At 72.8% G+C, this 21053-nt stretch carries 20 protein-coding genes and 1 pseudogene; 15 read left to right on the forward strand and 6 right to left on the reverse strand.

Annotated elements, in window-relative coordinates:
* Nucleotides 1–74 precede the first annotated feature (74 nt).
* The 3 genes and pseudogenes from AMK22_RS27625 to AMK22_RS27635 form a co-directional block, all read left to right on the forward strand.
* A pseudogene (locus AMK22_RS27625) lies at nucleotides 75–260 on the forward strand (hypothetical protein); the annotation flags it as partial.
* Nucleotides 261–373: 113 nt separating this feature from the next.
* Nucleotides 374–778: a J-domain-containing protein gene (locus AMK22_RS27630; protein ID WP_073789394.1), complete on the forward strand. Its 405-nt coding sequence runs from the start codon at nucleotides 374–376 to the stop codon at nucleotides 776–778.
* Between the two features lie 86 nt (nucleotides 779–864).
* Nucleotides 865–1350: a GNAT family N-acetyltransferase gene (locus tag AMK22_RS27635; protein WP_073789396.1), complete on the forward strand. Its 486-nt coding sequence runs from the start codon at nucleotides 865–867 to the stop codon at nucleotides 1348–1350.
* A 167-nt stretch (nucleotides 1351–1517) separates the two neighbouring features.
* Here the strand turns inward: AMK22_RS27635 and AMK22_RS27640 are convergent, their stop codons facing one another.
* Nucleotides 1518–1907, reverse strand: coding sequence for a VOC family protein (locus AMK22_RS27640; RefSeq protein WP_073789398.1), 390 nt, complete (start codon nucleotides 1905–1907; stop codon nucleotides 1518–1520).
* 241 nt (nucleotides 1908–2148) lie between these two features.
* Here AMK22_RS27640 and AMK22_RS27645 point away from each other — a divergent pair, with 241 nt between their 5' ends.
* Complete coding sequence (locus tag AMK22_RS27645) at nucleotides 2149–2664, forward strand: DUF6328 family protein (protein WP_073789399.1); 516 nt, start codon at nucleotides 2149–2151, stop codon at nucleotides 2662–2664.
* 24 nt (nucleotides 2665–2688) lie between these two features.
* On the opposite strand, the gene AMK22_RS27650 is transcribed toward AMK22_RS27645, so the two are convergent.
* Nucleotides 2689–3504 carry a VOC family protein gene (locus AMK22_RS27650; protein WP_073789401.1) on the reverse strand — a complete coding sequence of 272 codons (816 nt, stop codon included), beginning with the start codon at nucleotides 3502–3504 and terminating at the stop codon, nucleotides 2689–2691.
* 161 nt (nucleotides 3505–3665) lie between these two features.
* Nucleotides 3666–3998 carry a DUF6479 family protein gene (locus tag AMK22_RS27655; RefSeq protein WP_073789403.1) on the reverse strand — a complete coding sequence of 111 codons (333 nt, stop codon included), beginning with the start codon at nucleotides 3996–3998 and terminating at the stop codon, nucleotides 3666–3668.
* Between the two features lie 249 nt (nucleotides 3999–4247).
* On the opposite strand from AMK22_RS27655, the gene AMK22_RS27660 reads away from it, so the two are divergent.
* The 7 genes from AMK22_RS27660 to AMK22_RS27690 all read left to right on the forward strand — a co-directional run bounded on the left by AMK22_RS27660 (nucleotide 4248) and on the right by AMK22_RS27690 (nucleotide 13534).
* Nucleotides 4248–4664 carry a hypothetical protein gene (locus AMK22_RS27660; protein ID WP_073789404.1) on the forward strand — a complete coding sequence of 139 codons (417 nt, stop codon included), beginning with the start codon at nucleotides 4248–4250 and terminating at the stop codon, nucleotides 4662–4664.
* Between the two features lie 98 nt (nucleotides 4665–4762).
* On the forward strand, nucleotides 4763–5338 hold the full coding sequence (locus AMK22_RS27665; protein ID WP_073789406.1) for a 2Fe-2S iron-sulfur cluster-binding protein: 576 nt from the start codon (nucleotides 4763–4765) through the stop codon (nucleotides 5336–5338).
* Entirely contained in the window at nucleotides 5335–6321 is a 987-nt protein-coding gene (locus AMK22_RS27670) for an FAD binding domain-containing protein (protein ID WP_073789408.1), read from the forward strand. The genes AMK22_RS27665 and AMK22_RS27670 overlap by 4 nt, the downstream gene beginning before the upstream one ends.
* 49 nt (nucleotides 6322–6370) lie before the next feature.
* Entirely contained in the window at nucleotides 6371–8470 is a 2100-nt protein-coding gene (locus tag AMK22_RS27675; protein ID WP_073789409.1) for a xanthine dehydrogenase family protein molybdopterin-binding subunit, read from the forward strand.
* Nucleotides 8471–8643: 173 nt separating this feature from the next.
* Nucleotides 8644–9153: an ATP-binding protein gene (locus tag AMK22_RS27680; protein WP_073789411.1), complete on the forward strand. Its 510-nt coding sequence runs from the start codon at nucleotides 8644–8646 to the stop codon at nucleotides 9151–9153.
* Nucleotides 9154–9344: 191 nt separating this feature from the next.
* Nucleotides 9345–10769 carry an NADP-dependent succinic semialdehyde dehydrogenase gene (locus AMK22_RS27685; protein ID WP_073789413.1) on the forward strand — a complete coding sequence of 475 codons (1425 nt, stop codon included), beginning with the start codon at nucleotides 9345–9347 and terminating at the stop codon, nucleotides 10767–10769.
* Between the two features lie 377 nt (nucleotides 10770–11146).
* Complete coding sequence (locus AMK22_RS27690) at nucleotides 11147–13534, forward strand: phosphoketolase family protein (RefSeq protein ID WP_073789415.1); 2388 nt, start codon at nucleotides 11147–11149, stop codon at nucleotides 13532–13534.
* Between the two features lie 132 nt (nucleotides 13535–13666).
* Here AMK22_RS27690 and AMK22_RS27695 read toward each other — a convergent pair whose 3' ends face one another.
* Together AMK22_RS27695 and AMK22_RS27700 are read right to left on the reverse strand one after the other, a co-directional pair.
* Nucleotides 13667–13990 carry a plasmid stabilization protein gene (locus tag AMK22_RS27695; protein WP_073789416.1) on the reverse strand — a complete coding sequence of 108 codons (324 nt, stop codon included), beginning with the start codon at nucleotides 13988–13990 and terminating at the stop codon, nucleotides 13667–13669.
* 260 nt (nucleotides 13991–14250) lie between these two features.
* Complete coding sequence (locus AMK22_RS27700) at nucleotides 14251–15072, reverse strand: endonuclease I family protein (RefSeq protein ID WP_073789418.1); 822 nt, start codon at nucleotides 15070–15072, stop codon at nucleotides 14251–14253.
* Nucleotides 15073–15334: 262 nt separating this feature from the next.
* Here AMK22_RS27700 and AMK22_RS27705 point away from each other — a divergent pair, with 262 nt between their 5' ends.
* The 4 genes from AMK22_RS27705 (at nucleotide 15335) to AMK22_RS27720 (ending at nucleotide 20055) form a co-directional block, all read left to right on the forward strand.
* A complete protein-coding gene (locus AMK22_RS27705) occupies nucleotides 15335–15535 on the forward strand; it encodes a hypothetical protein (RefSeq protein ID WP_073789419.1) in 201 nt (66 codons plus the stop codon).
* Between the two features lie 92 nt (nucleotides 15536–15627).
* Nucleotides 15628–16785: a methyltransferase gene (locus tag AMK22_RS27710; RefSeq protein ID WP_073789421.1), complete on the forward strand. Its 1158-nt coding sequence runs from the start codon at nucleotides 15628–15630 to the stop codon at nucleotides 16783–16785.
* A 165-nt stretch (nucleotides 16786–16950) separates the two neighbouring features.
* Nucleotides 16951–18129, forward strand: coding sequence for an acyl-CoA dehydrogenase family protein (locus AMK22_RS27715; RefSeq protein ID WP_073789423.1), 1179 nt, complete (start codon nucleotides 16951–16953; stop codon nucleotides 18127–18129).
* Between the two features lie 207 nt (nucleotides 18130–18336).
* Complete coding sequence (locus AMK22_RS27720; protein ID WP_073789424.1) at nucleotides 18337–20055, forward strand: sensor histidine kinase; 1719 nt, start codon at nucleotides 18337–18339, stop codon at nucleotides 20053–20055.
* Between the two features lie 114 nt (nucleotides 20056–20169).
* Here the strand turns inward: AMK22_RS27720 and AMK22_RS27725 are convergent, their stop codons facing one another.
* On the reverse strand, nucleotides 20170–20886 hold the full coding sequence (locus AMK22_RS27725; RefSeq protein WP_079186436.1) for a response regulator: 717 nt from the start codon (nucleotides 20884–20886) through the stop codon (nucleotides 20170–20172).
* Between the last annotated feature and the right edge of the window lie 167 nt (nucleotides 20887–21053).

Consider the following 21053-nt stretch of genomic DNA (forward strand, 5'->3'; position numbering starts at 1 on the left):
CCTGTTCCTGTGATCGGGAAGGGCCGCCCTCCCGACGGGACCCGATGGAGGACACCGTCATGAACGAGGGCGGGCCGGGTCCCGAGGTCTCCTTCACGGCGACCGCACCCACCGCGGGCACGTACCGGCTCTTCCTCGACTTCCGGCACGAGGGCGAGGTCCGCACCGCGGCGTTCACGGTCCGGGCGACGGCCTCGCCGCAGGAGACGCGGGACGGCCGGGGCGGCGGCACCGGTGCGGGCGAAGGGCACGCGCACTGAACCCGGGCGTCGGCGCCACGACCGGCCGCACCGCACCCGAGGGGGCGAAGGCGCGCCGGTGCCGTGGGTATCGTGAGAGGTGCCGGACCGCATCGCCTCCGGAAGGGGTCGCCTTGACCGAACGCAAGCCCCCGGGCGTGAGCTTCGAGTCCTGGGTCGACAAGCAGATCCGCGAATCCGAACAGCGCGACGACATCTCGCGGTTGCCGGGATTCGGGAGGCCGATCGACGGCCTCGCGGCTCCCTACGACGAGGACTGGTGGATCAAGCGGAAGCTGCGGCGGGAGGGGGTGTCGGTGCTTCCGCCCGCGCTGGCGCTGCGCAAGGAGGCGGAGGACGTACGGGAAGCCGTCTCCCGGGCGCGGACGGAGGCGGAGGTGCGGCGCCTGCTGACCGGGGTCGACGAGAAGATCCGGGCGGCCGTCCGCAGGCCGCCGCCGGGGCCCCTGCTCAACCTCGAACCGTTCGACATCGAGGCCATGGTCGAGGAGTGGCGCGCGGCGCACCGCCCTTCCTGATCCCGTCGTCCGTGCGCCGGACGGACCCCGGCGACGGCGGAGGGGCGGGTGAGGGTGGGTGCGAACCAGTATGTAATGATCTGCAGATGAATTCAGGTATTACGCGTCAGGATGGCGGAACCCGGGAGGGTGTGCGCGTCAGGCGCGCGACCGCGCGGGACGCTCGGCGGCTCACCCGAATAGTGAGGGCCTCCCGCGCCTACGAGGGGCCCTACGCCGCCATGGTTGCCGGATACCGGGTCGGGGCCGACTACATCGAGAACCACCGCGTCTTCGCGGCCGTCGACGCCGACGACCGGGTCCTCGGCTTCTACGCACTGATCCTCGACCCGCCGGAGCTCGACCTCCTGTTCGTCGCCGACGAGGCCCAGGGTCTCGGCATCGGGCGGCTGCTCATCGGACATCTGCGCGACGAGGCGCGGCGCACGGGCCTGACCGGCGTCCATGTCGTCTCGCACCCGCCGGCCGAGGGCTTCTACCGGAGCATGGGCGCCCGGCGGACCGGCACGCGCGCGGCGGCCCCGCCCGCCGTGATGTGGGACCGGCCCGAACTGCTGCTGCCGGTCGCCTGATCCTTCGGGGAGGGTGCCCTCCGCGGACACGGCGCGCGGTGTCGGCCGCCACCGATGCGGAAGGGCCCGGCCGGAGACACGCGCCCTCCGACCGGGCCCCGGTCGCGTATCCGCCCCGCACGTGCCACGCACCGCGTACGTGGCACGAGGGGGAGGCGTCGCGGACGTTACGAGGGGAAGCCTCCGTACGGGCGCGTGATGAGCTCCATCGCGTGACCGGAGGGATCGAGGAAGTAGACGCCCCGGCCGCCGTCGTTGTGGTTGATCTCGCCCGGACGCTCCCGGTGCGGATCGGCGTAGTACGTGAGCCCGAGCTCCTTGATGCGGGCGTACGCCGTGTCGAACTCCGCCTCCGAGACGAGGAAGGCGTAGTGCTGCATGGCGATCGATTCCTCGGGGACGGTCGCGAAGTCCAGGGTGACCCCGTTCGCGGTGGCGAGCGGGATGAACGGACCCCATTCCTCGCCGACTTCGAGGCCCAGTATGTCCGCCAGGAACTCGGCGGACTCGCGCTTGTCCCGGGCGTGGACGATGGTGTGATTCAACTCGACAGACACTGTGGAATGCCTCCAACGGGCATCTCACGGGCACCTCCACGCCTCACCCGGCCGGTGACCGACGCGCGATGCCGTGTACGAAAGCCTAGGCGGGACCGGTCCGGCCGTCGAGGCTCCGCCGGGATCTTGGCGGAAAGACCTAACGACCTCGCCCACGATGGACACCGCGACGCCGCTGACCATCGTGGGCGAGGTTGTAAAGTGGACCCACTTACTCCACGCATCCGGACGGTGTCCCACGGTGACCTCGCCTCCACCTCCCGCCGGCGCGGGCCCCGGCACGGGGCGCCACGAGACGCCCGACGAGCGGGCGGACCGGCAATGGGCCGAGCTGCTCCAGGAGCTGCGGGTCGCCCAGACCGGTGTCCAGATCCTGTTCGGTCTGCTGCTCGCCGTCGTCTTCCAGCCGCGTTTCGCGGAGCTGTCGGCCGCCGACCGCACCATCTACGTGGTCACGGTGATGCTGGGATCCGCCACCGCGGCCGCCCTGATCGGGCCCGTCTCGTACCACCGCATGCTCACGGGACGACGGCTCAAGCCGCAGACGGTCACCCTGGCGGCCCGGCTGACCGTGCTCGGACTCGTCCTGCTGTTCTGCACGATGTGCTCCGCGCTGCTGCTCGTCCTGAGGGTGGCCCTGCACGACGGCGCGGCCGCGCTGTGGCTGGTCGGTGCGATGGCGTTGTGGTTCCTGATCTGCTGGCTCGTCGTACCGGCCCGGCTGCTCGCCCGCTCCGCGTCCGAGCAGGAGGGCTGACCGCCGTACGGGGTGCCCCGGTCGTCACGCGGCGGGGCCCCGGGCGTCGGTGACCGTGAAGAGGCCGCCGTCCGGGTCCAGCAGGATCGCCTCGCCGCCCTGCCCCGGCGGGAGCCGCTCGACCAGGCTCCCGCCGTGCCGCCGCGCCGCCTCGACCGCCGCGCCCACGTCGGCGACGGGGAAATGGACCTGCCAGTGTGGGCGGACCAGCGGATCGGGGGCGGCCTCCACCGCGCCCGAGCTGATCCGGGCCAGTCGGCGCCCGGCGCAGTCGACGACGACCTCGTCCTTCTCGTACGACACTTCGCAGCACCCGGGTCGCCCGCTGGCCCAGTCGAGCACCTCGCCGTAGAAGATCGCCGCGTCGAAGGCGTTCCTGGTGTGCAGGCTCAGCCAGGCGTGCGAATGGCCGTCCGGGGCGGGCGGCGAGGTCGCGGGCTCCGTGCGCTCCCAGATGCCGAACACCGCGCCGTCGCGGTCCGCCGCCAGCGCGCCGCGCCCCTTTCCGAAGGCGAGTGGCCCCACCGCGACCGTGCCGCTGCGCTCACGGATGCGCGCCGCCGCCGCGTCGGCGTCGGGAACGGCGAAATAGGGGGTCCAGGCCACTGCCACGCGATAGGCGGTCGCCACCGCGCCGATGCCGGCGACCGGCACGTCCCCCCGGCGCGCGACGGAGAACTCCTGCCCCAGCCGGCCCGGCCGGAAGGACCAGTCCAGCACGGCGGAGTAGAAGCGTTGCGCCGATTCCAGGTCGCGGGTCATGAGATTGACCCAGCAGGGCGCTGCGGACCCGGTCAGCGGCGCCGGCATCGACACCGCCCCGGGACGGCTTGCGGTCATGGTCCCACTGCCTTCATCGGTCGTTCGGGCGGCGCGTGCGCGCCGGCCCTCGGGGGCCACCCCAGCCTCTCCGCGGCCGATCGCTCCCGCAACACGCGACGGCCGCGCGCACCGCGTCCCGCACGGCGCCCGGCGGGTCGTCGGGCGGGGTGGGGCGTGTGTCAGTCGCGTCGTTCGTCGGTCTCGTGCCGGATGGTCTCGCTCCCGTGGTCCCCGAGCTCGTAGGGGGACAGCCCCCTGCCGTCGGGCGGGAAGCTGTCGTCGCCATGGACATCGCGCTGCTCGATGTGGGCGCGGTGGTCGGGCCGCGGCGGCTGCTCCTCGGGCCGGGGCGGTGGAAGCTCCTGGACCCGGCGCCTCCTGCCCAGCCAGACCGCGCCGATCAGCACACCCACCAGGGCGATGCCGATGATGCCCATCACCGACCCGGTGGCGCCCCGCCCGTCGGCGAGGAGGAGGGCCAGTGAGCCGATGTCTCCGTTCGATACGTCCATGCCTCCCCGATACCCCGAGGAACAGGGACCAGTCGGTCATGGCGATGAATTCATGTTTTAAGTGGATATGAACCTTAAAAGAGTTTCGTTTCCGAGGTGACGGCCGGCGCGGGGCCGCTCCGTCCGGTGTCCGCGCCCGGCGGCCCGCTCGTGTCGCCGTCGTCCGGCCGCGGGGTGAGCCTGGAGAGGACCCCAGTCCGCGGGCCCCGGTGCGGGGCCCGCGCAGCACGCGGAGCGGAGGAAACCACGGTGAACACCATCGAGGAGCGGGCCGACGAGGGCCTGCACGGCCGGGACGTCTCGGTCGTCATCAGTGGCTGCGACACCGGCGACGCGCGGATGGTCTTCGACGCGCTGCGGGCCGCCTTCACCACCGACCGGGCCTCCGTGGACGTGCCGAGGGAACTCGCGGAGAAGCGCCCCACCGCGTGGACCGCGACCGTCGACGTCACCGAGGAACGGGTGGTCTCCGGGCCGGCGCCGCTCGGCGCACCCGTCTCGCTCGACGTGCAGGGCGGCTACTGGGCGGTCGAACGGCTCCGGCGGAGCCTGGCGCACGCCTTCGACGTACGGGTCGTGGGAACCGTCTCCGGGGACCAGGAGGAGGAAGTGCGCCTCCGTCTGGAGAACCGGGGCGGCGGCGCGGCGGGTGGGGGAGCCCGGTAGGGCGGCCGGACGGGCCCCGCTACGGAGCAATGAGCCGGGAAGCGCCATTCCATCTGGTACAAAACGGGCAAAAGTCCACCTCTGAAAGGTGCGGGCGAGTGGATCCCTCACACAGGCGGGACGGCGGCGCGGGGCAGCCGGGAACGACGGGCACGACCGTCGACCGGTCCACCCTGACGCTGTACGTCGACGGAACGGAGCGGACGCTGACGCTCGATCACCGCACCACGGTCCTGGACGCCCTGCGCGAGCACCTCGGCCTCACCGGCGCGAAGAAGGGCTGCGACCACGGACAGTGCGGGGCGTGCACCGTCATCGTCGACGGCCGCCGCGCCAACAGTTGCCTGCTGCTCGCCGTGGCGCACGACGGCGCCCGCGTCACCACCGTCGAGGGACTCGCGGAAGGCGACCGGCTCCACCCCCTCCAGGAAGCCTTCCTGGAACGGGACGCCCTGCAGTGCGGCTACTGCACACCCGGCCAGATCTGCTCCGCCGTCGGCATGCTCGGCGAGGCCGCGGACGGCTTCCCGTCCCACGCCACCGCGCGCACCGCGCCCGTGGCCGTCCCGGCCCCGCTGGACGCGGCCGAGATCCGCGAACGGATGAGCGGCAATCTCTGCCGCTGCGGCGCCTATCCCCGCATCGTCGAGGCGATCGAGGACGTGGCGCCGTGAGACCCTTCGCCTACCTCCGCGCCCGCACCGCCGCCGAGGCGGTCCGCGAGCACGCCGCCCACCCCGGCGCCGGATTCCTCGGCGGCGGAACCAACCTCGTCGACCTGATGAAGCTGGGGGTGGAGACCCCCCGCCTGCTCATCGACATCAGTCGGCTGCCCCTGACCGAGGTGGCCGACACCGACGACGGCGGCCTGCGCATCGGCGCGACCGTGCGCAACAGCGATCTGGCCGCCCACCCCGCCGTGCGCGGCCGCTACCCGGCCCTGTCGCAGGCGCTGCTGTCCGGTGCCTCCGGGCAGCTCCGCAACACCGCCACCACCGGTGGCAACCTGCTCCAGCGCACCCGCTGCCTGTACTTCCAGGACGTCTCCAAGCCGTGCAACAAGCGGGAACCCGGCACCGGCTGCCCCGCCCGCGAGGGCGCCCACCGCGATCTCGCCGTGCTCGGCCACTCCGAGCACTGCGTCGCCACCCACCCGTCCGACATGGCCGTCGCCCTGGCCGCCCTCGACGCCACCGTCCTCCTGCACGGGCCGGACGGCGAACGGACCGTACCGGCCACGGACTTCCACCGGCTGCCCGGCGACACCCCGGACCGGGACACCGAGCTCCGGGCCGGCGAACTCGTCACCCATGTGGTCCTGCCGCCCGTCCCGGACGGCGCGGGCTCCGTCTACCGCAAGGCCCGCGACCGCGCCTCGTTCGCCTTCGCCCTGGCCTCCGTCGCCGCCGTGCTGAGCGTCCGCGACGGACGGATCGCCCACGCGGCACTGGCCTTCGGGGGCCTCGCCCACCGGCCGTGGCGGGCCCGCACCGCGGAGCGGGTGCTGCGCGGCGCGCCCGCCACCGAGGAGACCTTCGCCAGGGCCGCGGACGCCGAACTCGCCGGGGCCCGCCCCCTGCGCGACAACGCGTTCAAGGTGGGCCTCGCCCACAGCCTGGCCGTCGACGCGCTGAGCGAACTCGCCGCCGACGGCTGACCGACCGCGGTCACGCCGACACACCGATCCGCAGACGTGAGGACCCGTCATGAGCCAGGCCCCGTCACCACTGGGCAGCCCCGTCGTCCGCCGCGAGGGCCGGGACAAGGTCACGGGCGCCGCCCGCTACGCCGCCGAGCACACCCCGCCGGGCTGCCTGTACGGGTGGCCCGTCCCGGCCACGATCGCCCACGGCCGCGTCACCGCCGTCGGCGCCGAGGAGGCGCTGGCCATGCCCGGGGTGCGCGCCGTCCTCACCCACGGCAACGCCCCGGCGCTGAAGGAACCGGACGACCCGGTCCTCGCCGTCCTCCAGGACGACCGGGTCCCGCACCGTGGCTGGTACGTGGCGCTCGTGGTCGCCGACACGCTCGAACAGGCCCGGGCCGGGGCCGAGGCGCTGCGGATCTCCTACGCGACCGCCCCGCACGACGTCCTGCTGACCGCCGAGCACACCGGCCTCTACACCCCCGAGACCGTCAACGGTGGCTATCCCGCCGTTCGGGAGCGCGGCGACGCCGAACGCGCCTTCGCCACGTCGCCCGTCCAGATCGACGCCACCTACACCATCGGCCCCCTGCACAACCACCCCATGGAGCCGCACGCCACCACCGCGCGATGGACCGACGACGGCCACCTGACCGTGTACGACTCCAGCCAGGGCTCCACCACGGTCCGCGACAGCCTCGCCGCCGCGTTCGGGCTCCGCCCGCGGCAGATCACCGTGGTCGCCGAGCACGTCGGCGGGGGCTTCGGCTCCAAGGGCACCCCGCGCCCGCAGACCGTGCTGGCCGCCATGGCCGCGCGGCACACCGGACGTCCCGTCAAGGTAGCCCTGCCGCGACGCCAGTTGGCCGCCGTCGTCGGCCACCGCGCGCCCACCGTGCAGCGGGTCCGGCTCGGAGCCGAGGACGACGGCACCCTCACCTCGATCGTCCACGAGGTCGCCACCCACACCTCCACCGTCAAGGAGTTCGTGGAGCAGGCGGCCGTTCCCACCCGGGTGATGTACGGATCCGGGCACAGCCGCACCACCCACCGCGTCGCAGCCCTCGACGTGCCGAGCCCGTCCTGGATGCGCGCCCCGGGCGAGGCGCCGGGCATGTACGCGCTGGAGTCCGCCATGGACGAACTCGCCTCGGCCCTCGGCATGGACCCGGTCGAACTCCGCCTGCGCAACGACCCGGTGGACGAACCCGACTCGGGGCGTCCGTTCAGCAGCCGCGGCCTCGCCGCCTGCCTGGAGGAGGGGGCCGCACGCTTCGGCTGGCGCGATCGCGACCCGCGCCCCGCCGTCCGCGAGGAGGGGCCGCTGCTCATCGGCACGGGCGCGGCCTCCGCCACCTATCCCGTGTACGTCATGCCCTCCGCCGCCTCCGCGCACGCGGCACCCGACGGCTCGTACCACGTCCGCGTCAACGCCACCGACATCGGGACCGGAGCCCGTACCGTGCTCGCGCAGATCGCGGCCGCCGCGCTCGGCACCGCGGTGACGAACGTCCGGATCGACATCGGCAGCAGCGACCTGCCCGACGCCTCCCTGGCCGGGGGCTCCTCGGGAACCGCCTCGTGGGGCTGGGCCGTGCACAAGGCGTCCACCGCCCTCCTGCGACTGCTCCACGAGCGCACGGGCCCCCTTCCCCCCGAGGGGCTGACGGCCCACGCCGACACCGGGCGGGACGTCTCCGAGGAATCCCCCTACGCACGGCACGCGTTCGGCGCGCACTTCGCGGAGGTCGCCGTCGACTCGCGCACCGGCGAGACGCGGGTGCGCCGGATGCTCGGCGTCTTCGCCGCCGGACGCATCCTCAACTCCCGTACGGCGCACTCCCAGTTCATCGGCGGAATGACGATGGGCATCGGCATGGCCCTGACCGAGGCGAGCGCCCTGGACCCCGTCTTCGGCGACTTCACCGAGACCGACCTGGCCTCCTACCACGTGCCGGTCAGCGCCGACGTGCCGTGGATCGAGGCGCGGTGGATCGACGAGGACGACCCCCACCTCAACCCGATGGGCAGCAAGGGCATCGGCGAGATCGGCATCGTGGGCGCGGCGGCGGCCGTCGGCAACGCGGTCCGGCACGCCACCGGCGTCCGGTTGCGGACCCTGCCGCTCACCCCGGACACGCTGCTGCCGTACCTGCTCTGAGCCGGAAGGGCCCCGCCGTGCGGCAGGCGCGCCGTCCCCGTGTTGCGGGGGCCGCTCCAACGGGCCACGCTGTGGAGTGACCCAGAAGTGACATCCACTCACTCTTCGTGTTCGGGGGGTCATTGGTTTCGATGAGGCGAAGTCAGTGGGCCCCGATGTGAGGAGCCTCGACGATGACCGTTCAGATCGACCGGCACTATCTGGTCGAATTCCAGGTTTCGGCAGAGCGTATATCACAGGTGCGGCGCATCGTCGCCGCGCACCTCCGCCACTGGAGTCTCGAACTCCACGTCCGCCCGGTGTGCCGGGGCGTGGAGGAACTGCTCACCAACGTCCACCGGCATGTCGGCGACCGCGACCGCTGCGTCGTCGAACTGCGCTGGTCGGGGCGGCATCTCACGGTCTCCGTCGCCGACGGCAGCACCGAGATGCCGCGGCTGCTCGACGGCGGCGGCGGTGGTCTCGGCCGGGTCATGGCGCTCAGCGACAGCTGGGGCACCTGCCGCACCGGTGAGGGCAAGGTCGTGTGGTTCACCCGGTACGCGAAGGAGCCGCGCACCGCCGGGACCATGCCGACCGCGCCGCTGCCCGGAGGGCGTGAGTTCCGCCGCCCACCGGTCGCCGTCGTGGACACGCCCGCCGACGTCACCACGACGGCCGACGCCGCTCCCGCCCTCGTCTGAGCCGGGCCCCGGGACCCGTACCACCGGCTCGGCCGGGACGCGCCCCCGGCGCGGACGGCGCGCCCCCGGCGCGCAGGCTCCGCGCCGGTCCGGCATTCCGGCGGGGACCGCGCCGGTCCGGGAAGGTCCCGCGTTGCGGTACGGCGCATGGCGCGGCACGGTCGAAGTACCGAGGCAAGGAGAGCACAGCCATGCCCATCGCGACGGTCAACCCCGCGAACGGCCGGACGCTCCGAACGTTCGAGGCGCTGGGAGCGGCGGAGATCGAGCAGAGGCTCGCCGCCGCCCACGCCGCGTTCGGGCACTGGCGCACCACCGATTTCGAGGAGAGGGCCCAACTGCTCGGCCTGGCCGCCGACCTCCTCGACGAGGACCAGCAGGACATCGCGCGCACCATGACCACCGAGATGGGCAAACCCCTCGCGGCGGCCCGTGCGGAGGCCGCCAAATGCGCCAAGGCGATGCGTTGGTACGCGCTGCGCGCCGAGGAGCTCCTCGCGGACGAGCACCCCGCTCCGGCCGACGTGGCGGACTCCGGTGCCACCCGGGCCTTCGTGCGCCACCGCCCGCTGGGTGTCGTCCTCGCCGTGATGCCGTGGAACTTCCCGCTCTGGCAGGTCGTGCGGTTCGCCGCCCCCGCGCTGATGGCCGGGAACGTCGGCCTGCTCAAGCACGCGTCCAACGTCCCGCAGACGGCCCTGTACCTGGAGGGCCTGTTCTGCCGGGCCGGATACCCGGAAGGGTGCTTCCAGACGCTGCTCGTGGGTTCCGGCGCGGTCGAGTCGGTCCTGCGCGACCCCCGGGTCGCCGCCGCCACCCTCACCGGCAGCGAACCGGCCGGGCGCTCGGTCGCCTCGATCGCCGGCGACGAGGTGAAGCACACCGTGCTGGAACTGGGCGGCAGCGACCCGTACCTCGTCCTGCCGTCGGCGGACGTCGCCGCGGCGGCACGCACCGCCGTGACCGCCCGGACGCAGAACAACGGCCAGTCCTGCATCGCGGCCAAGCGATTCATCGTGCACGCCGGGGTCTACGAGGAGTTCGCCGAGCGGTTCACCGCGGGCATGCGCGCCCTGACGGTCGGCGATCCGATGCGGGAGTCCACCGACATCGGCCCCCTGGCCAGCGAACGGGGCCGCGCCGACCTGGAGGAGCTGGTGGACGACGCGGTACGGCGGGGCGCGGAAGTGCTGTGCGGCGGCGGCCGGCCCGAAGGACTCGGCCCCGAGCTGGAGAACGGCTGGTTCTACGCCCCCACCGTCCTCACCGGCGTCACCCCCGCCATGCGCATCCACCGCGAGGAGACCTTCGGACCCGTCGCCACGCTCTACCGCGTGGAGTCGCTGGACGAGGCCGTGGTGCTCGCGAACGACAGCCCGTTCGGCCTCAGCTCCAACGTGTGGACCCGCGACGCGGCCGAGGCCCGCCGCTGCGTGCGCGACCTGGAGGCGGGCGGCGTCTACTTCAACGGTATGACGGCGTCCCACCCCGCGCTGCCCTTCGGAGGGGTGAAGCGTTCCGGCTACGGGCGCGAGCTCGCCGGTCGCGGCATCCGCGAGTTCTGCAACACGACCACGGTCTGGTACGGCCCGGAGTCCGTCGGGGCTTGTGCGTAGGCCGCGCTCCGGAGCCGTGATCCGGCGCCGTGTTCCGTCCCGCGCGGGGCCCGGCGGACGACTCCTCGCCCCGCACACTCGCCGTGGCGAAGGATTCGTCCGAGTATGTCCGTACGAGGTTGATCTTCCGCCTCGCGGTCACGCCCGCCGTCCGCACCTCGCCGTGCGGGCGGCGGACGGCGCGCCGCGCCGGACACGATCGAAGGGCTGCCCCGTAATCTCTGGCGGATCAGCGCACGGTGTCAGATGCGGTGCATCGCAAGGCGGAGGGACGTCCGCATACTGGATGTATCCGGACGTTCCGACAACGCGGCGAGGTGCCGTAGCTGTCGTCGAGCGCCCGTCAGGGATTACGGGACAGCCCTTAGGAGAAGCACATGAGTCACGCCGCCCACCCGGCAGCGACGCCCGGACCCTCCGACGAGGAGATCGCCGCACTCGACGCACACTGGCGGGCCGCCAACTACCTGGCCGTCGGCCAGATCTACCTCATGGCCAATCCGCTCCTGACCGAGCCGCTCGCCCGCGACCACATCAAGCCGCGTCTGCTCGGCCACTGGGGCACCTCGCCGGGACTCAACCTGGTCCACACGCATCTCAACCGGATCATCAAGTCCCGCGGTGTCCAGGGCCTGTGCGTCTGGGGACCCGGCCACGGCGGGCCGGCCGTGCTCGCCAACTCCTGGCTGGAGGGCACCTATTCGGAGACGTACCCCGACATCGGCCGGGACGCCCCCGGCATGGGGCGGCTGTTCAAGCAGTTCTCCTTCCCCGGAGGGGTGCCCAGCCACGTGGCACCGGAGACCCCCGGCTCCATCCACGAGGGCGGTGAACTCGGCTACGCCCTCACCCACGCCTACGGTGCCGCGTTCGACCACCCGGACCTGGTCGTCGCCTGCGTCGTCGGGGACGGCGAGGCCGAGACCGGGCCGCTGGCCGCGTCCTGGCACTCCAACAAATTCCTCGATCCGGTGCACGACGGAGCCGTCCTCCCGGTCCTCCACCTCAACGGCTACAAGATCGCCAACCCGACGGTCCTCGCCCGCCTCCCCGAGACCGAGCTCGACGCCCTGCTGCGCGGATACGGGCACGACCCCCTCTACGTCGGTGGCGACGACCCGCTCACCGTCCACCGGGCGATGGCCGCCGCCATGGACCGGGCCGTCGACCGCATCCGGGAGATCCAGGAGGCCGCCCGCACCGGCGCCACCGCCGAACGGCCCCACTGGCCGATGATCGTGCTGCGCACCCCCAAGGGCTGGACCGGCCCGGCCGAGGTCGACGGCGTGCCCGTCGAGGGCACCTGGCGCTCCCACCAGGTACCGCTCGCCGGTGTCCGCGACAACCCCGGCCATCTGCGGCAACTGGAGGAGTGGATGCGCTCCTACCGGCCGGAGGAACTCTTCGACGCTTCGGGCCGCCCCGCCCCGCAGGTGCTCGACTGCGTGCCCGACGGCGACGCCCGCCTCGGAGCGACTCCGTACGCCAACGGCGGGCTGCTGCTGCGGGAGCTGCCCCTCCCGCCGCTGGAGGAGCACGCCGTCGCCGTCGACAAGCCCGGCACCGTGCTGCACGAGCCGACCCGGGTGCTCGGCGGGCTCCTGGAGGCCGTGATGGCCGCGACCGCCGCCCGCCGCGACTTCCGCGTGGTGGGCCCCGACGAGACGGCCTCGAACCGGCTCGACGCCCTCTACGGAGCCACCGGTAAGGCATGGCAGGAGCGCATCCTGCCGACGGACGAACACCTCGCGCACGACGGCCGCGTCATGGAGGTGCTCTCGGAGCACCTGTGCCAGGGCTGGCTGGAGGGATACCTCCTCACCGGGCGGCACGGGCTGTTCTCCTGCTACGAGGCGTTCGCCCACATCGTCGACTCGATGGTCAACCAGCACATCAAATGGCTCAGGACCGCCCGCAGGCTGACCTGGCGCAGCCCCATCGCCTCCCTCAACTACCTGCTCACCTCGCACGTCTGGCGTCAGGACCACAACGGGTTCTCCCACCAGGACCCCGGCTTCGTCGACCACGTCCTCAACAAGAGCCCCGAGGTCGTCCGGGTCTACCTGCCGCCGGACACCAACACGCTGCTCTCCGTCGCCGACCACGTGCTCCGCAGCCGCGACTACGTCAACGTGATCGTGGCCGGCAAGCAGCCGAGCCACGACTGGCTCACCATGGACCAGGCCCGCACGCACTGTGCCCGGGGAGCCGGGGTCTGGGAGTGGGCGGGCACCGAGGACGGCTCCCGCGAACCGGACGTGGTGCTCGCCTGCGCCGGTGACGTCCCCACCCTGGAGACGCTGGCCGCCGCCGACCTGCTCCGGCGTCACCTGCCGGAACTGGCCGTACGCGTGGTCAACGTGGTCGACATGGCACGGCTGCTGCCCCGCGACGAGCATCCGCACGGCATGCCGGACGCGGAGTACGACGCGGTGTTCACCCGGGACACCCCCGTGATCTTCGCGTACCACGGCTATCCGTGGCTCATCCACCGTCTGGCCTACCGGCGGGCCGGTCACGCGCATCTCCACGTGCGGGGATACAAGGAGGAGGGCACCACCACGACGCCGTTCGACATGGTGGTCCGCAACGACCTGGACCGCTACCGGCTGGTGATGGACGTGATCGACCGGGTGCCCGGCCTGGGCGTGCGGGCCGTGGCGGTGCGCCAGGCGATGGCCGACGCCCGTACCCGTCACCACGACTGGATCAGGGAGCACGGTGTGGACCTGCCCGAGGTGGCCGACTGGACCTGGGGCGGCTGACGCGCCCGGGGCCGTGGACGCGCGCCCGCCCACGACGTGCATGCGCCGTCGACGCGCGTCTTGACGACGCATGCGCCGGTGAGCCGGATGCGAGGGGGCCGGGCCGCGCGGCCCGGCCCCGACGACGTGCGCTCAGCGACCGAGAGCCCGGGCCAGTTCGTCCTTCGTCATGTTCGAACGCCCGTGGATGTTCTTCTTCTTCGCCTCTTCGTAGAGCTGGTCGCGGGTGGGACCCGCCGCCCCGCTGTGGGAGCGCAGACCGCCGCGCCGGGACGACGACATGTCCTCGATGGACGTCCGGCTCGCGGTCCTCGACTCGCCCGCGCGGGCACGTGCCTTGTTGACCGTACGGGCCGCGATCTCCTCCGCCCGTTCCTCGCCGACCCCGCGCTCCTGCGCGCTCTCCTTGATGTGCTCGTACTGCCGTTCCCGTTTGGCGTTCGATCCACGTGGCATGGTGCGCTCACTCCTCTCCGGGGGACCCGCCCCCGGGGGCCTTTCGCGGGACTTCTCCCGTGCCCGTCGGGGACCATCCCAGTCTCCCAGCGGCCCCGGGGACCCGCATGCCTGTGAGCGTCGGCCGCCCGCGCGCCCGTGCCGAACGGCGGTCTCCGTGCGGGGAGCACGCGGACCGGTCGCTTCCCCGGCCGCGTACGGGGCGCGGCCGCCGACGGGCCGCCCGGTGGCTCGTCGGCGGTCACGCGTCCGGCGGGCGCCTACCAGATGGACTCGACCCACTCGGGGTGGTCGATGAACGGGTTCCGGTTGTGCTGGTACCGGTCGAATATGACGTCGTTGCGCCGCTTCTCGAAGGCGTCCGGCGGGTCCTCCTGGCTCCACGCCTTGAGCACGGAGAGACGGCCCATGTACGGGGCCGAGCCGTTGGACACCCGCTCGTTGGGTTCGAGGTCGGCGAAGCCGTCGCCGCCCTCGTAGCGCACCGCCATGTAGAGGATCATGCGGGCCACGTCGCCCTTGACCGCGTCGCGCGGCTCGAAGGAGTCGCTGTCGGTGTAGCTGCCCGGGGCCCCGCTGACCGGGCTGCCGCCGTTGTCGAAGTCCTTGTTGCCGCGGATGGAGTTGACCTGGACGTCCTCCGGGCGCAGGTGGTGGATGTCGGTCCCGGGGCCGGTGGCGGTGCCGAAGTCGCCGTGGGACTTGGCCCAGACGTGCTCGCGGTTCCACTGCCCGACCGAGCCGCCGCTGCTGTTCTTGGATATCGAGCGGCCGGAGTAGACGAGGACCACGTTGGAGGAGTTGGCGGGGTCCTGGTCCGTGTTCTTCAGCGCGTCCCAGACCTGGCTGTAGGAGATCTTGGTCTGCTTGCTGATGATCGTGTGCAGCGCGTTCCTGAGCGCGGTGCCGGACTTGCCCATCGCGTCCTGGTAGTACGTGTCGTCCAGGGTCTGGAGCGGTGCGGCGGCGGGGGCGGTCCGGGCGGTGGCCGCGGGCGCGGCGGCCGCGGTGCCGGCGAGCACCGCGAACGCGGCGAACGTCGCCAGCAGCGGGCGCCGGTGACGAAGGTGACGACGGGACATGTGGGGGTGTCCTCTCCGGAAGGACGGGCGCCGCGACACCGGTCACGAAGGGGGGACGGCGCCGCGGCGGACGTGTGGTGGGCTGGTCAGCGGGAGCCTTCCACACGCACCGTGACCATGGTGTGAACGCTGTGTACCTATCATGTGCAGGTCAAGTGACGCCTCCTGTGCGGGGCGGGCGGGGTGGTGGAGGGGGTGCCCGGGCATGGGATGCGCCGGACCGGGCGCGGCGCGAGAATGTCGGAAAGGACGAGGAGGCGGCATGAGCGACGAGCCCGAATCCGTATCCATGGCCGGGGGAGTGACCCCGGACAGCCTCTTGCACACGGGTGGTAGCGATGAACCGACCCCGGAGGACCTGGTGCTCGCCTCCGGGCGGGACCTGACTCCGGAGAACCTCCGATGGGCCGAGCGCAGGCTCGCCCGGGAGGGCCGTTCGGCGATCGACAAGGTGCTGCCGTAGCGCAGGGCCCGCTCCGGCGCGGCGTGCACCCGGGAGCCGGCGGCGGGGAGCGTGTGGGGCGCTCCCCGCGGCTCGGCTAGCCTGGGTGCACGATGAACCGTTTGACGACGTCAGAGGCCGGATACGAGCTGGCCCGCTTCCCCGAGGACCCGCGCGATCCGTTCCGTGCCTGGGACGCCGCCGACGAGTATCTGCTGCGGCGGCTGGAGGGGGCCGACGGGACGCAGCCGGTCGGCCTGTCGGGCACCGTGGTCGTGGTGGGCGACCGCTGGGGCGCCCTGGGCACCGCCCTGGCGGCACACCGTCCCGTGCTGATCAGCGAATCCTGGCTGTCCCAGCGAGCGACCCGCGCCAATCTGGAACGCAACGGCATCGGAGCGGACGCCGTGCGCCTGCTGTCCACCAGGGACACGCCGCCCGACCGCGTCGACGTCCTGCTGGTGCGCGTCCCCAAGAGCCTCGCCCTCCTGGAGGACCAGCTGCACCGGCTCGCCCCGGCCGTCCATGCCGGCACCGTCGTCATCGGTACCGGCATGGCCAAGGAGATCCACACCTCCACGCTCGCGCTCTTCGAGCGGATCATCGGCCCGACCCGCACCTCCCTGGCGATCAGGAAGGCCCGGCTCATCTTCTGCACGCCCGATCCGGCGAAGGCACGCACGCCCAGTCCCTGGCCGCTCCGCTACGCCCTGCCCGAGGGCATCGGCCCGGCCTCCGGCCGGACGGTCACCAATCACGCCGGAGTCTTCTGCGCCGACCGCCTCGACATCGGCACCCGCTTCTTCCTGGGGCACCTCCCCGCACGCGGCGGCCCGGACCGGGTCGTCGACCTCGGCTGCGGCAACGGCGTCGTCGGGCTGTCCGCCGCGCTCGCCAACCCCGCGGCGAGGGTCACGTTCATCGACGAGTCGTACCAGGCGGTCGCCTCCGCCGAGGAGACCTTCCGGGCCAACGCCGGACCCGGCGCCGAGGCCGACTTCGTGGTCGGCGACGGACTCACGGACGTACCACCCGGCAGCGTGGACCTGGTTCTCAACAACCCGCCGTTCCACTCCCACCGGGCCACCACCGACGCGACGGCCCGCGCCATGTTCCGGGGGGCGCACGCCGCGCTGCGTCCGGGCGGCGAGCTGTGGGTCGTCGGCAACCGGCACCTCGGCCACCACATCCGGCTGCGCCGCATCTTCGGCGACTGCGCCACCGTCGCGGGCAACCCGAAGTTCGTCGTCCTGCGCGCCGTCAAGCGCTGACCGTCCGTCGGATGCGCGCCGTCAAGCGCGGACCGCCCGTCGGGTGCGCGTCGCCAAGTGCCGACCCCGTCGGGCCCGCCCCGGCCCTTCCGGATTCTTGCAACACGTTCTACTGTGTGCGCCGCCGCACACGAGCGACGCGACCGCGAGACTCCTGGAGGGGCCGTGCACCTCGCATACACGCCTGAGCAGCAGCAGTTGCGCGCCGAACTGCGTGCGTACTTCGCCGAACTGGTCCCCGAGAACGCATTTGCCCGCCACACCGACCCCGCGGCACAGAAGAAGTTCTACCGCGAGACGATCCGGCGCCTGGGCGCCGACGGCCGGCTCGGCGCCGGCTGGCCCGTGGAATACGGCGGCAGCGGGCTGAGCCCGAGGGAACAGTTCATCTTCTTCGACGAGGCGGCCCAGGCGGGCGTGCCGCTGCCGTTGATGGCCCTCAACACCGTCGGTCCCACCCTCATGCAGTTCGGCACCGACGAGCAGAAGCGCTACTTCCTGCCGAAGATCCTCTCCGGCGAGATCGACTTCGCCATCGGCTACAGCGAACCCGACGCGGGCACCGACCTCGCCGCGCTCAGGACGCGGGCCGTGCGCGACGGCGACACGTACGTCGTCAACGGGCAGAAGATCTGGACCACCAACGGCGACACCGCGGACTGGGTCTGGCTCGCCGTCCGCACCGACCCGGACGCGCCCGCGCACCGGGGCATCACCATGCTGCTCGTCCCGACCACCGACCCCGGCTACTCCTGCACGCTGATCAACACCCTCGCCTCCCACGACACCACCGCGAGCTACTACGAGAACGTGCGCGTCCCGGTCTCCCACCGCGTCGGCGAGGAGAACAAGGGCTGGCGGCTGATCACCAATCAGCTCAACCACGAACGCGTCACCCTCGCCGCCCACGGCACCATGGCCGTCCGCGCCCTCCACGACGTCCAGCGCTGGGCCACGGACACCCGGATCGCCGACGGCCGCCGCGTCGTCGACCTCGGCTGGGTCCGCGCACTCCTCGCCCGCACCCACGCAAGGCTCGACGCCATGAGGCTGCTCAACTGGCGGATGGTGTCCGCCGTCCAGGACGGAACCCTCACCCCGCAGGACGCCTCCGCCGTCAAGGTCTACGGCTCCGAGGCCCGCCGCGACGCCTACGCCTGGCTGATGGAGGTGGTCGGATCGGCGGCCCCCCTCAAGGAGGGCTCGGCGGGCGCCGTGCTGCACGGCGAACTCGAACGCGGCTACCGGTCCGCCGTCGTCTTCACCTTCGGCGGCGGCAACAACGAGATCCAGCGGGAGATCATCTCGTGGATCGGGCTGGGGATGCCGCGCGTACGACGGTGAGCCCGCCGCGTACGGCGGTGCACGTAGCGTGCGCGGCGGTGCGCGTGCAGTGACCGCCGTCCCGGACGGCACGGAGGTCTCCCGGCGGTCCGTGCCGGGGAGCCGCGGGAACGGGGCGGTGCCGCGTACCGGATGCCGATCGGCGTACGGAGATTAACGTGGAGGTGTGGCCGGCCCCGTACGCGTGGGGGGCAGGACGGAGGCACCGTGGGCGACACCGGGACTGAACACCGCGGTGGGGGACGCCGTCGGCTGAGCACGCTGCCCGAGGATCTCCAGGGCCGCCTCGACGCCGTGGAGCGCGGCCCCGTCGAGGCGGCCCTGCTGCTGGAGGCCGTCATGTCGGTCGGGCGGGAGCTCGACCTGTCGCAGGTGCTGCGCCGCATCGTCGAGGCCGCCGTCGTCGTGGTCGACGCCGAGTACGGGGCCCTGGGCGTGGTCGGGGAGGGGACCCGGCTCACCCAGTTCCTGACCGTGGGCGTCACGGACGAGGAGCGCGAGGCCATCGGCCCGCTGCCCGAGGGGCACGGCATCCTCGGCGAGCTGATCCGCCACCCCCGGCCGCTGCGGCTCGCGGAGCTCTCCAGGCATCCCGCGTCCTTCGGACTCCCGCCGAACCACCCCCCGATGCGCTCGTTCCTGGGGGTGCCCGTCCGGATCCGCGACGAGGTGTTCGGCAACCTGTACCTCACCGAGAAGCGCGGCGGGCGCGAATTCGACGCGGAGGACGAGACCGTTCTGTCGACGCTCGCGGTGGCGGCGGGGGTCGCCATCGAGAACGCCCGCGAGTACGCGCGCACGCGCGACCGCCAACGCTGGCAGGAGGCGGGCAACGAGATCGTCGCGGGACTGCTGGGCGGCGCCGACGACGCGGACGTCCGACGGATGATCGTGGACCGCTCCTCCCGCATTCTCGCCGCCGATCTCGGCATCCTGGCGCTTCCCTGCAGGGGACACTGCGTCCGTGTGGCCCTCGCGTCCGGTCCGGACTCCGAGCGGTACCGCGGTCTGACCCTGCCGTGCGAGGGATCGTTCGCCGGGGCCGCGCTCGACGCCGGTGAGCCCATCACCAGCCCCGACATCGTGCACGACCCGAGGATCACCGGTGGCCCCCTGCGGCGGGCGGGGCTCGGCCCCGCGGTCGCCGTCCCCATGGCCACGGGCAGGCGGACGTGCGGGGTGCTGCTGCTGGCCCGGGCACGCGGCAGCCCCGTCTTCACGGAGACGGAGACCGCGCCCCTGCTGGCGTTCGCCGGACAGGCGGCCCTGGCCATGGAGCTCACCGAGCGGCGCGAGTCCGCCGAACAGATCGCCCTGCTGGAGGAACGCGACCGCATCGCCCGCGACCTGCACGACCTGGCCATCCAACGACTGTTCGCCACCGGCATGACCCTGCAGAGCGTGGTACGCCTCGTGGAACAGCCGCAGGCGAGCGAACGGCTGCTGCGCGCGGTGGACGACCTGGACGAGACCATCAAGATCATCCGGTCGACCATCTTCGGGCTCCGCGCCCGTCACCCCGGCCGGACCGGCCAGGGACTGCGCGTCAGGACGGCGAGGGCGGTCGAGCAGTCCGCCCGCACCCTCGGGTTCCAGCCGTCCCTGCGCATGGCCGGGCTGATCGACACGGACGTGCCGGCCGATGTCGCCGAGCAGGTGATCGCGGTCCTCGGAGAGGCCCTGACCAATGTCGCGCGCCACGCGCGGGCCGCGGCGGTGGACGTCTCGTTGACGGTGGGCAACGGGCGGCTGACACTCGTCGTGTCCGACGACGGGATCGGGATGCCCGGCCACGGGGTCTCCCGGAGCGGGCTCGACAACCTCGCGCGGCGTGCGGAGAAGCTGGGCGGCGAGATGGATGTGGGACCGTCGGGGCGGGGCGACGGCACCCGGTTGAGCTGGTGGGTACCGCTGCGACAGCCCTGATGTCCGTCGTGCCGTGCCCGCTCCGACGTGCCCGTTCCGGCGGCCTTCCCGCGGGCGTCCCGGTCCTGAAGACCCGTCCCTCCCGACGGTCCCGGGCGCGTCCCGGGACCACGGTCATCGTCGGCGGTGGCCCGCGCCACCGGCGGACGGGGCGGAGTCCGCGGTGTGCGCCGCGATCACGGCCGCCTGGATACGCCGCTCGACCCCGAGCTTGGCCAGGAGACGAGAGATGTGGTTCTTGACCGTCTTCTCGGACAGATAGAGGCGCTTGCCGATCTGGCTGTTGGTCAGTCCCTCGCCGATCAAGGCGAGGACGTCCTTCTCCCGCGGTGAAAGCCCCGACAGCGCGTCGTCCTGTGCGGATTCGGCGCCGAACTCCTCGTCGCGCAGGCTGTTCATCAGCCGGGCCGTGGTCGCCGGATCGAGGGTGGAGCGCCCGGAGGCCAGGGTGCGGACGGCGGCGACGAGGTCGGAGCCCTTGATCTCCTTGAGCACGTAGCCGGCCGCGCCGGCCATGATGGCGTCGAGCAGCGCTTCGTCGTCGTCGAACGAGGTGAGCATCAGGCAGGCCAGTTCCGGCATCCGGGAGCGCAGTTCACGGCAGACCGTGATGCCGTCGCCGTCCGGCAGCCGCACGTCGAGAATCGCGACATCGGGGCGGAGCGCCGGGCCGCGGGCCAGCGCCTGATCGGCCGTGCCCGCGTCGCCGACGACCTCGATGTCCGGCTCCGCGTCCAGCAGGTCCTGCACCCCGCGCCTGACGACCTCGTGGTCGTCGAGCAGGAACACACGGATCGGCCGGTCCGCCGAGAACCCGGACTCCGTGCCCATGGCGCCCTCCTCGTCGTCGACGGGCGGTACGGCCCCGCTGCCCGCGGGCCGTACGGATCCGTCCTCACCCATCGTGGTCCGCGCCGGGAGCGGCACACCAGGGCCGAACGGGTCCCGCGGCGGCCGGACGGCCCGCGGCGCACCCCGAGACGGCGGCGGGTCCGCCA

The sequence above is a fragment of the Streptomyces sp. CB01580 genome (assembly GCF_001905795.1).
Classification (GTDB): Bacteria; Actinomycetota; Actinomycetes; order Streptomycetales; family Streptomycetaceae; genus Streptomyces.

What these genes read in the sequence shown, in the direction of transcription:
- AMK22_RS27635 (WP_073789396.1), top strand. Translation starts at nt 865, where the DNA reads ATGAATTCAGGTATTACGCGTCAGGATGGCGGAACCCGGGAGGGTGTG.
- AMK22_RS27650 (WP_073789401.1), bottom strand. Translation starts at nt 3,504, where the DNA reads ATGACCGCAAGCCGTCCCGGGGCGGTGTCGATGCCGGCGCCGCTGACC.
- AMK22_RS27655 (WP_073789403.1), bottom strand. Translation starts at nt 3,998, where the DNA reads ATGGACGTATCGAACGGAGACATCGGCTCACTGGCCCTCCTCCTCGCC.
- AMK22_RS27675 (WP_073789409.1), top strand. Translation starts at nt 6,371, where the DNA reads ATGAGCCAGGCCCCGTCACCACTGGGCAGCCCCGTCGTCCGCCGCGAG.
- AMK22_RS27680 (WP_073789411.1), top strand. Translation starts at nt 8,644, where the DNA reads ATGACCGTTCAGATCGACCGGCACTATCTGGTCGAATTCCAGGTTTCG.
- AMK22_RS27685 (WP_073789413.1), top strand. Translation starts at nt 9,345, where the DNA reads ATGCCCATCGCGACGGTCAACCCCGCGAACGGCCGGACGCTCCGAACG.
- AMK22_RS27690 (WP_073789415.1), top strand. Translation starts at nt 11,147, where the DNA reads ATGAGTCACGCCGCCCACCCGGCAGCGACGCCCGGACCCTCCGACGAG.
- AMK22_RS27695 (WP_073789416.1), bottom strand. Translation starts at nt 13,990, where the DNA reads ATGCCACGTGGATCGAACGCCAAACGGGAACGGCAGTACGAGCACATC.
- AMK22_RS27700 (WP_073789418.1), bottom strand. Translation starts at nt 15,072, where the DNA reads ATGTCCCGTCGTCACCTTCGTCACCGGCGCCCGCTGCTGGCGACGTTC.
- AMK22_RS27705 (WP_073789419.1), top strand. Translation starts at nt 15,335, where the DNA reads ATGAGCGACGAGCCCGAATCCGTATCCATGGCCGGGGGAGTGACCCCG.
- AMK22_RS27710 (WP_073789421.1), top strand. Translation starts at nt 15,628, where the DNA reads ATGAACCGTTTGACGACGTCAGAGGCCGGATACGAGCTGGCCCGCTTC.
- AMK22_RS27725 (WP_079186436.1), bottom strand. Translation starts at nt 20,886, where the DNA reads ATGGGCACGGAGTCCGGGTTCTCGGCGGACCGGCCGATCCGTGTGTTC.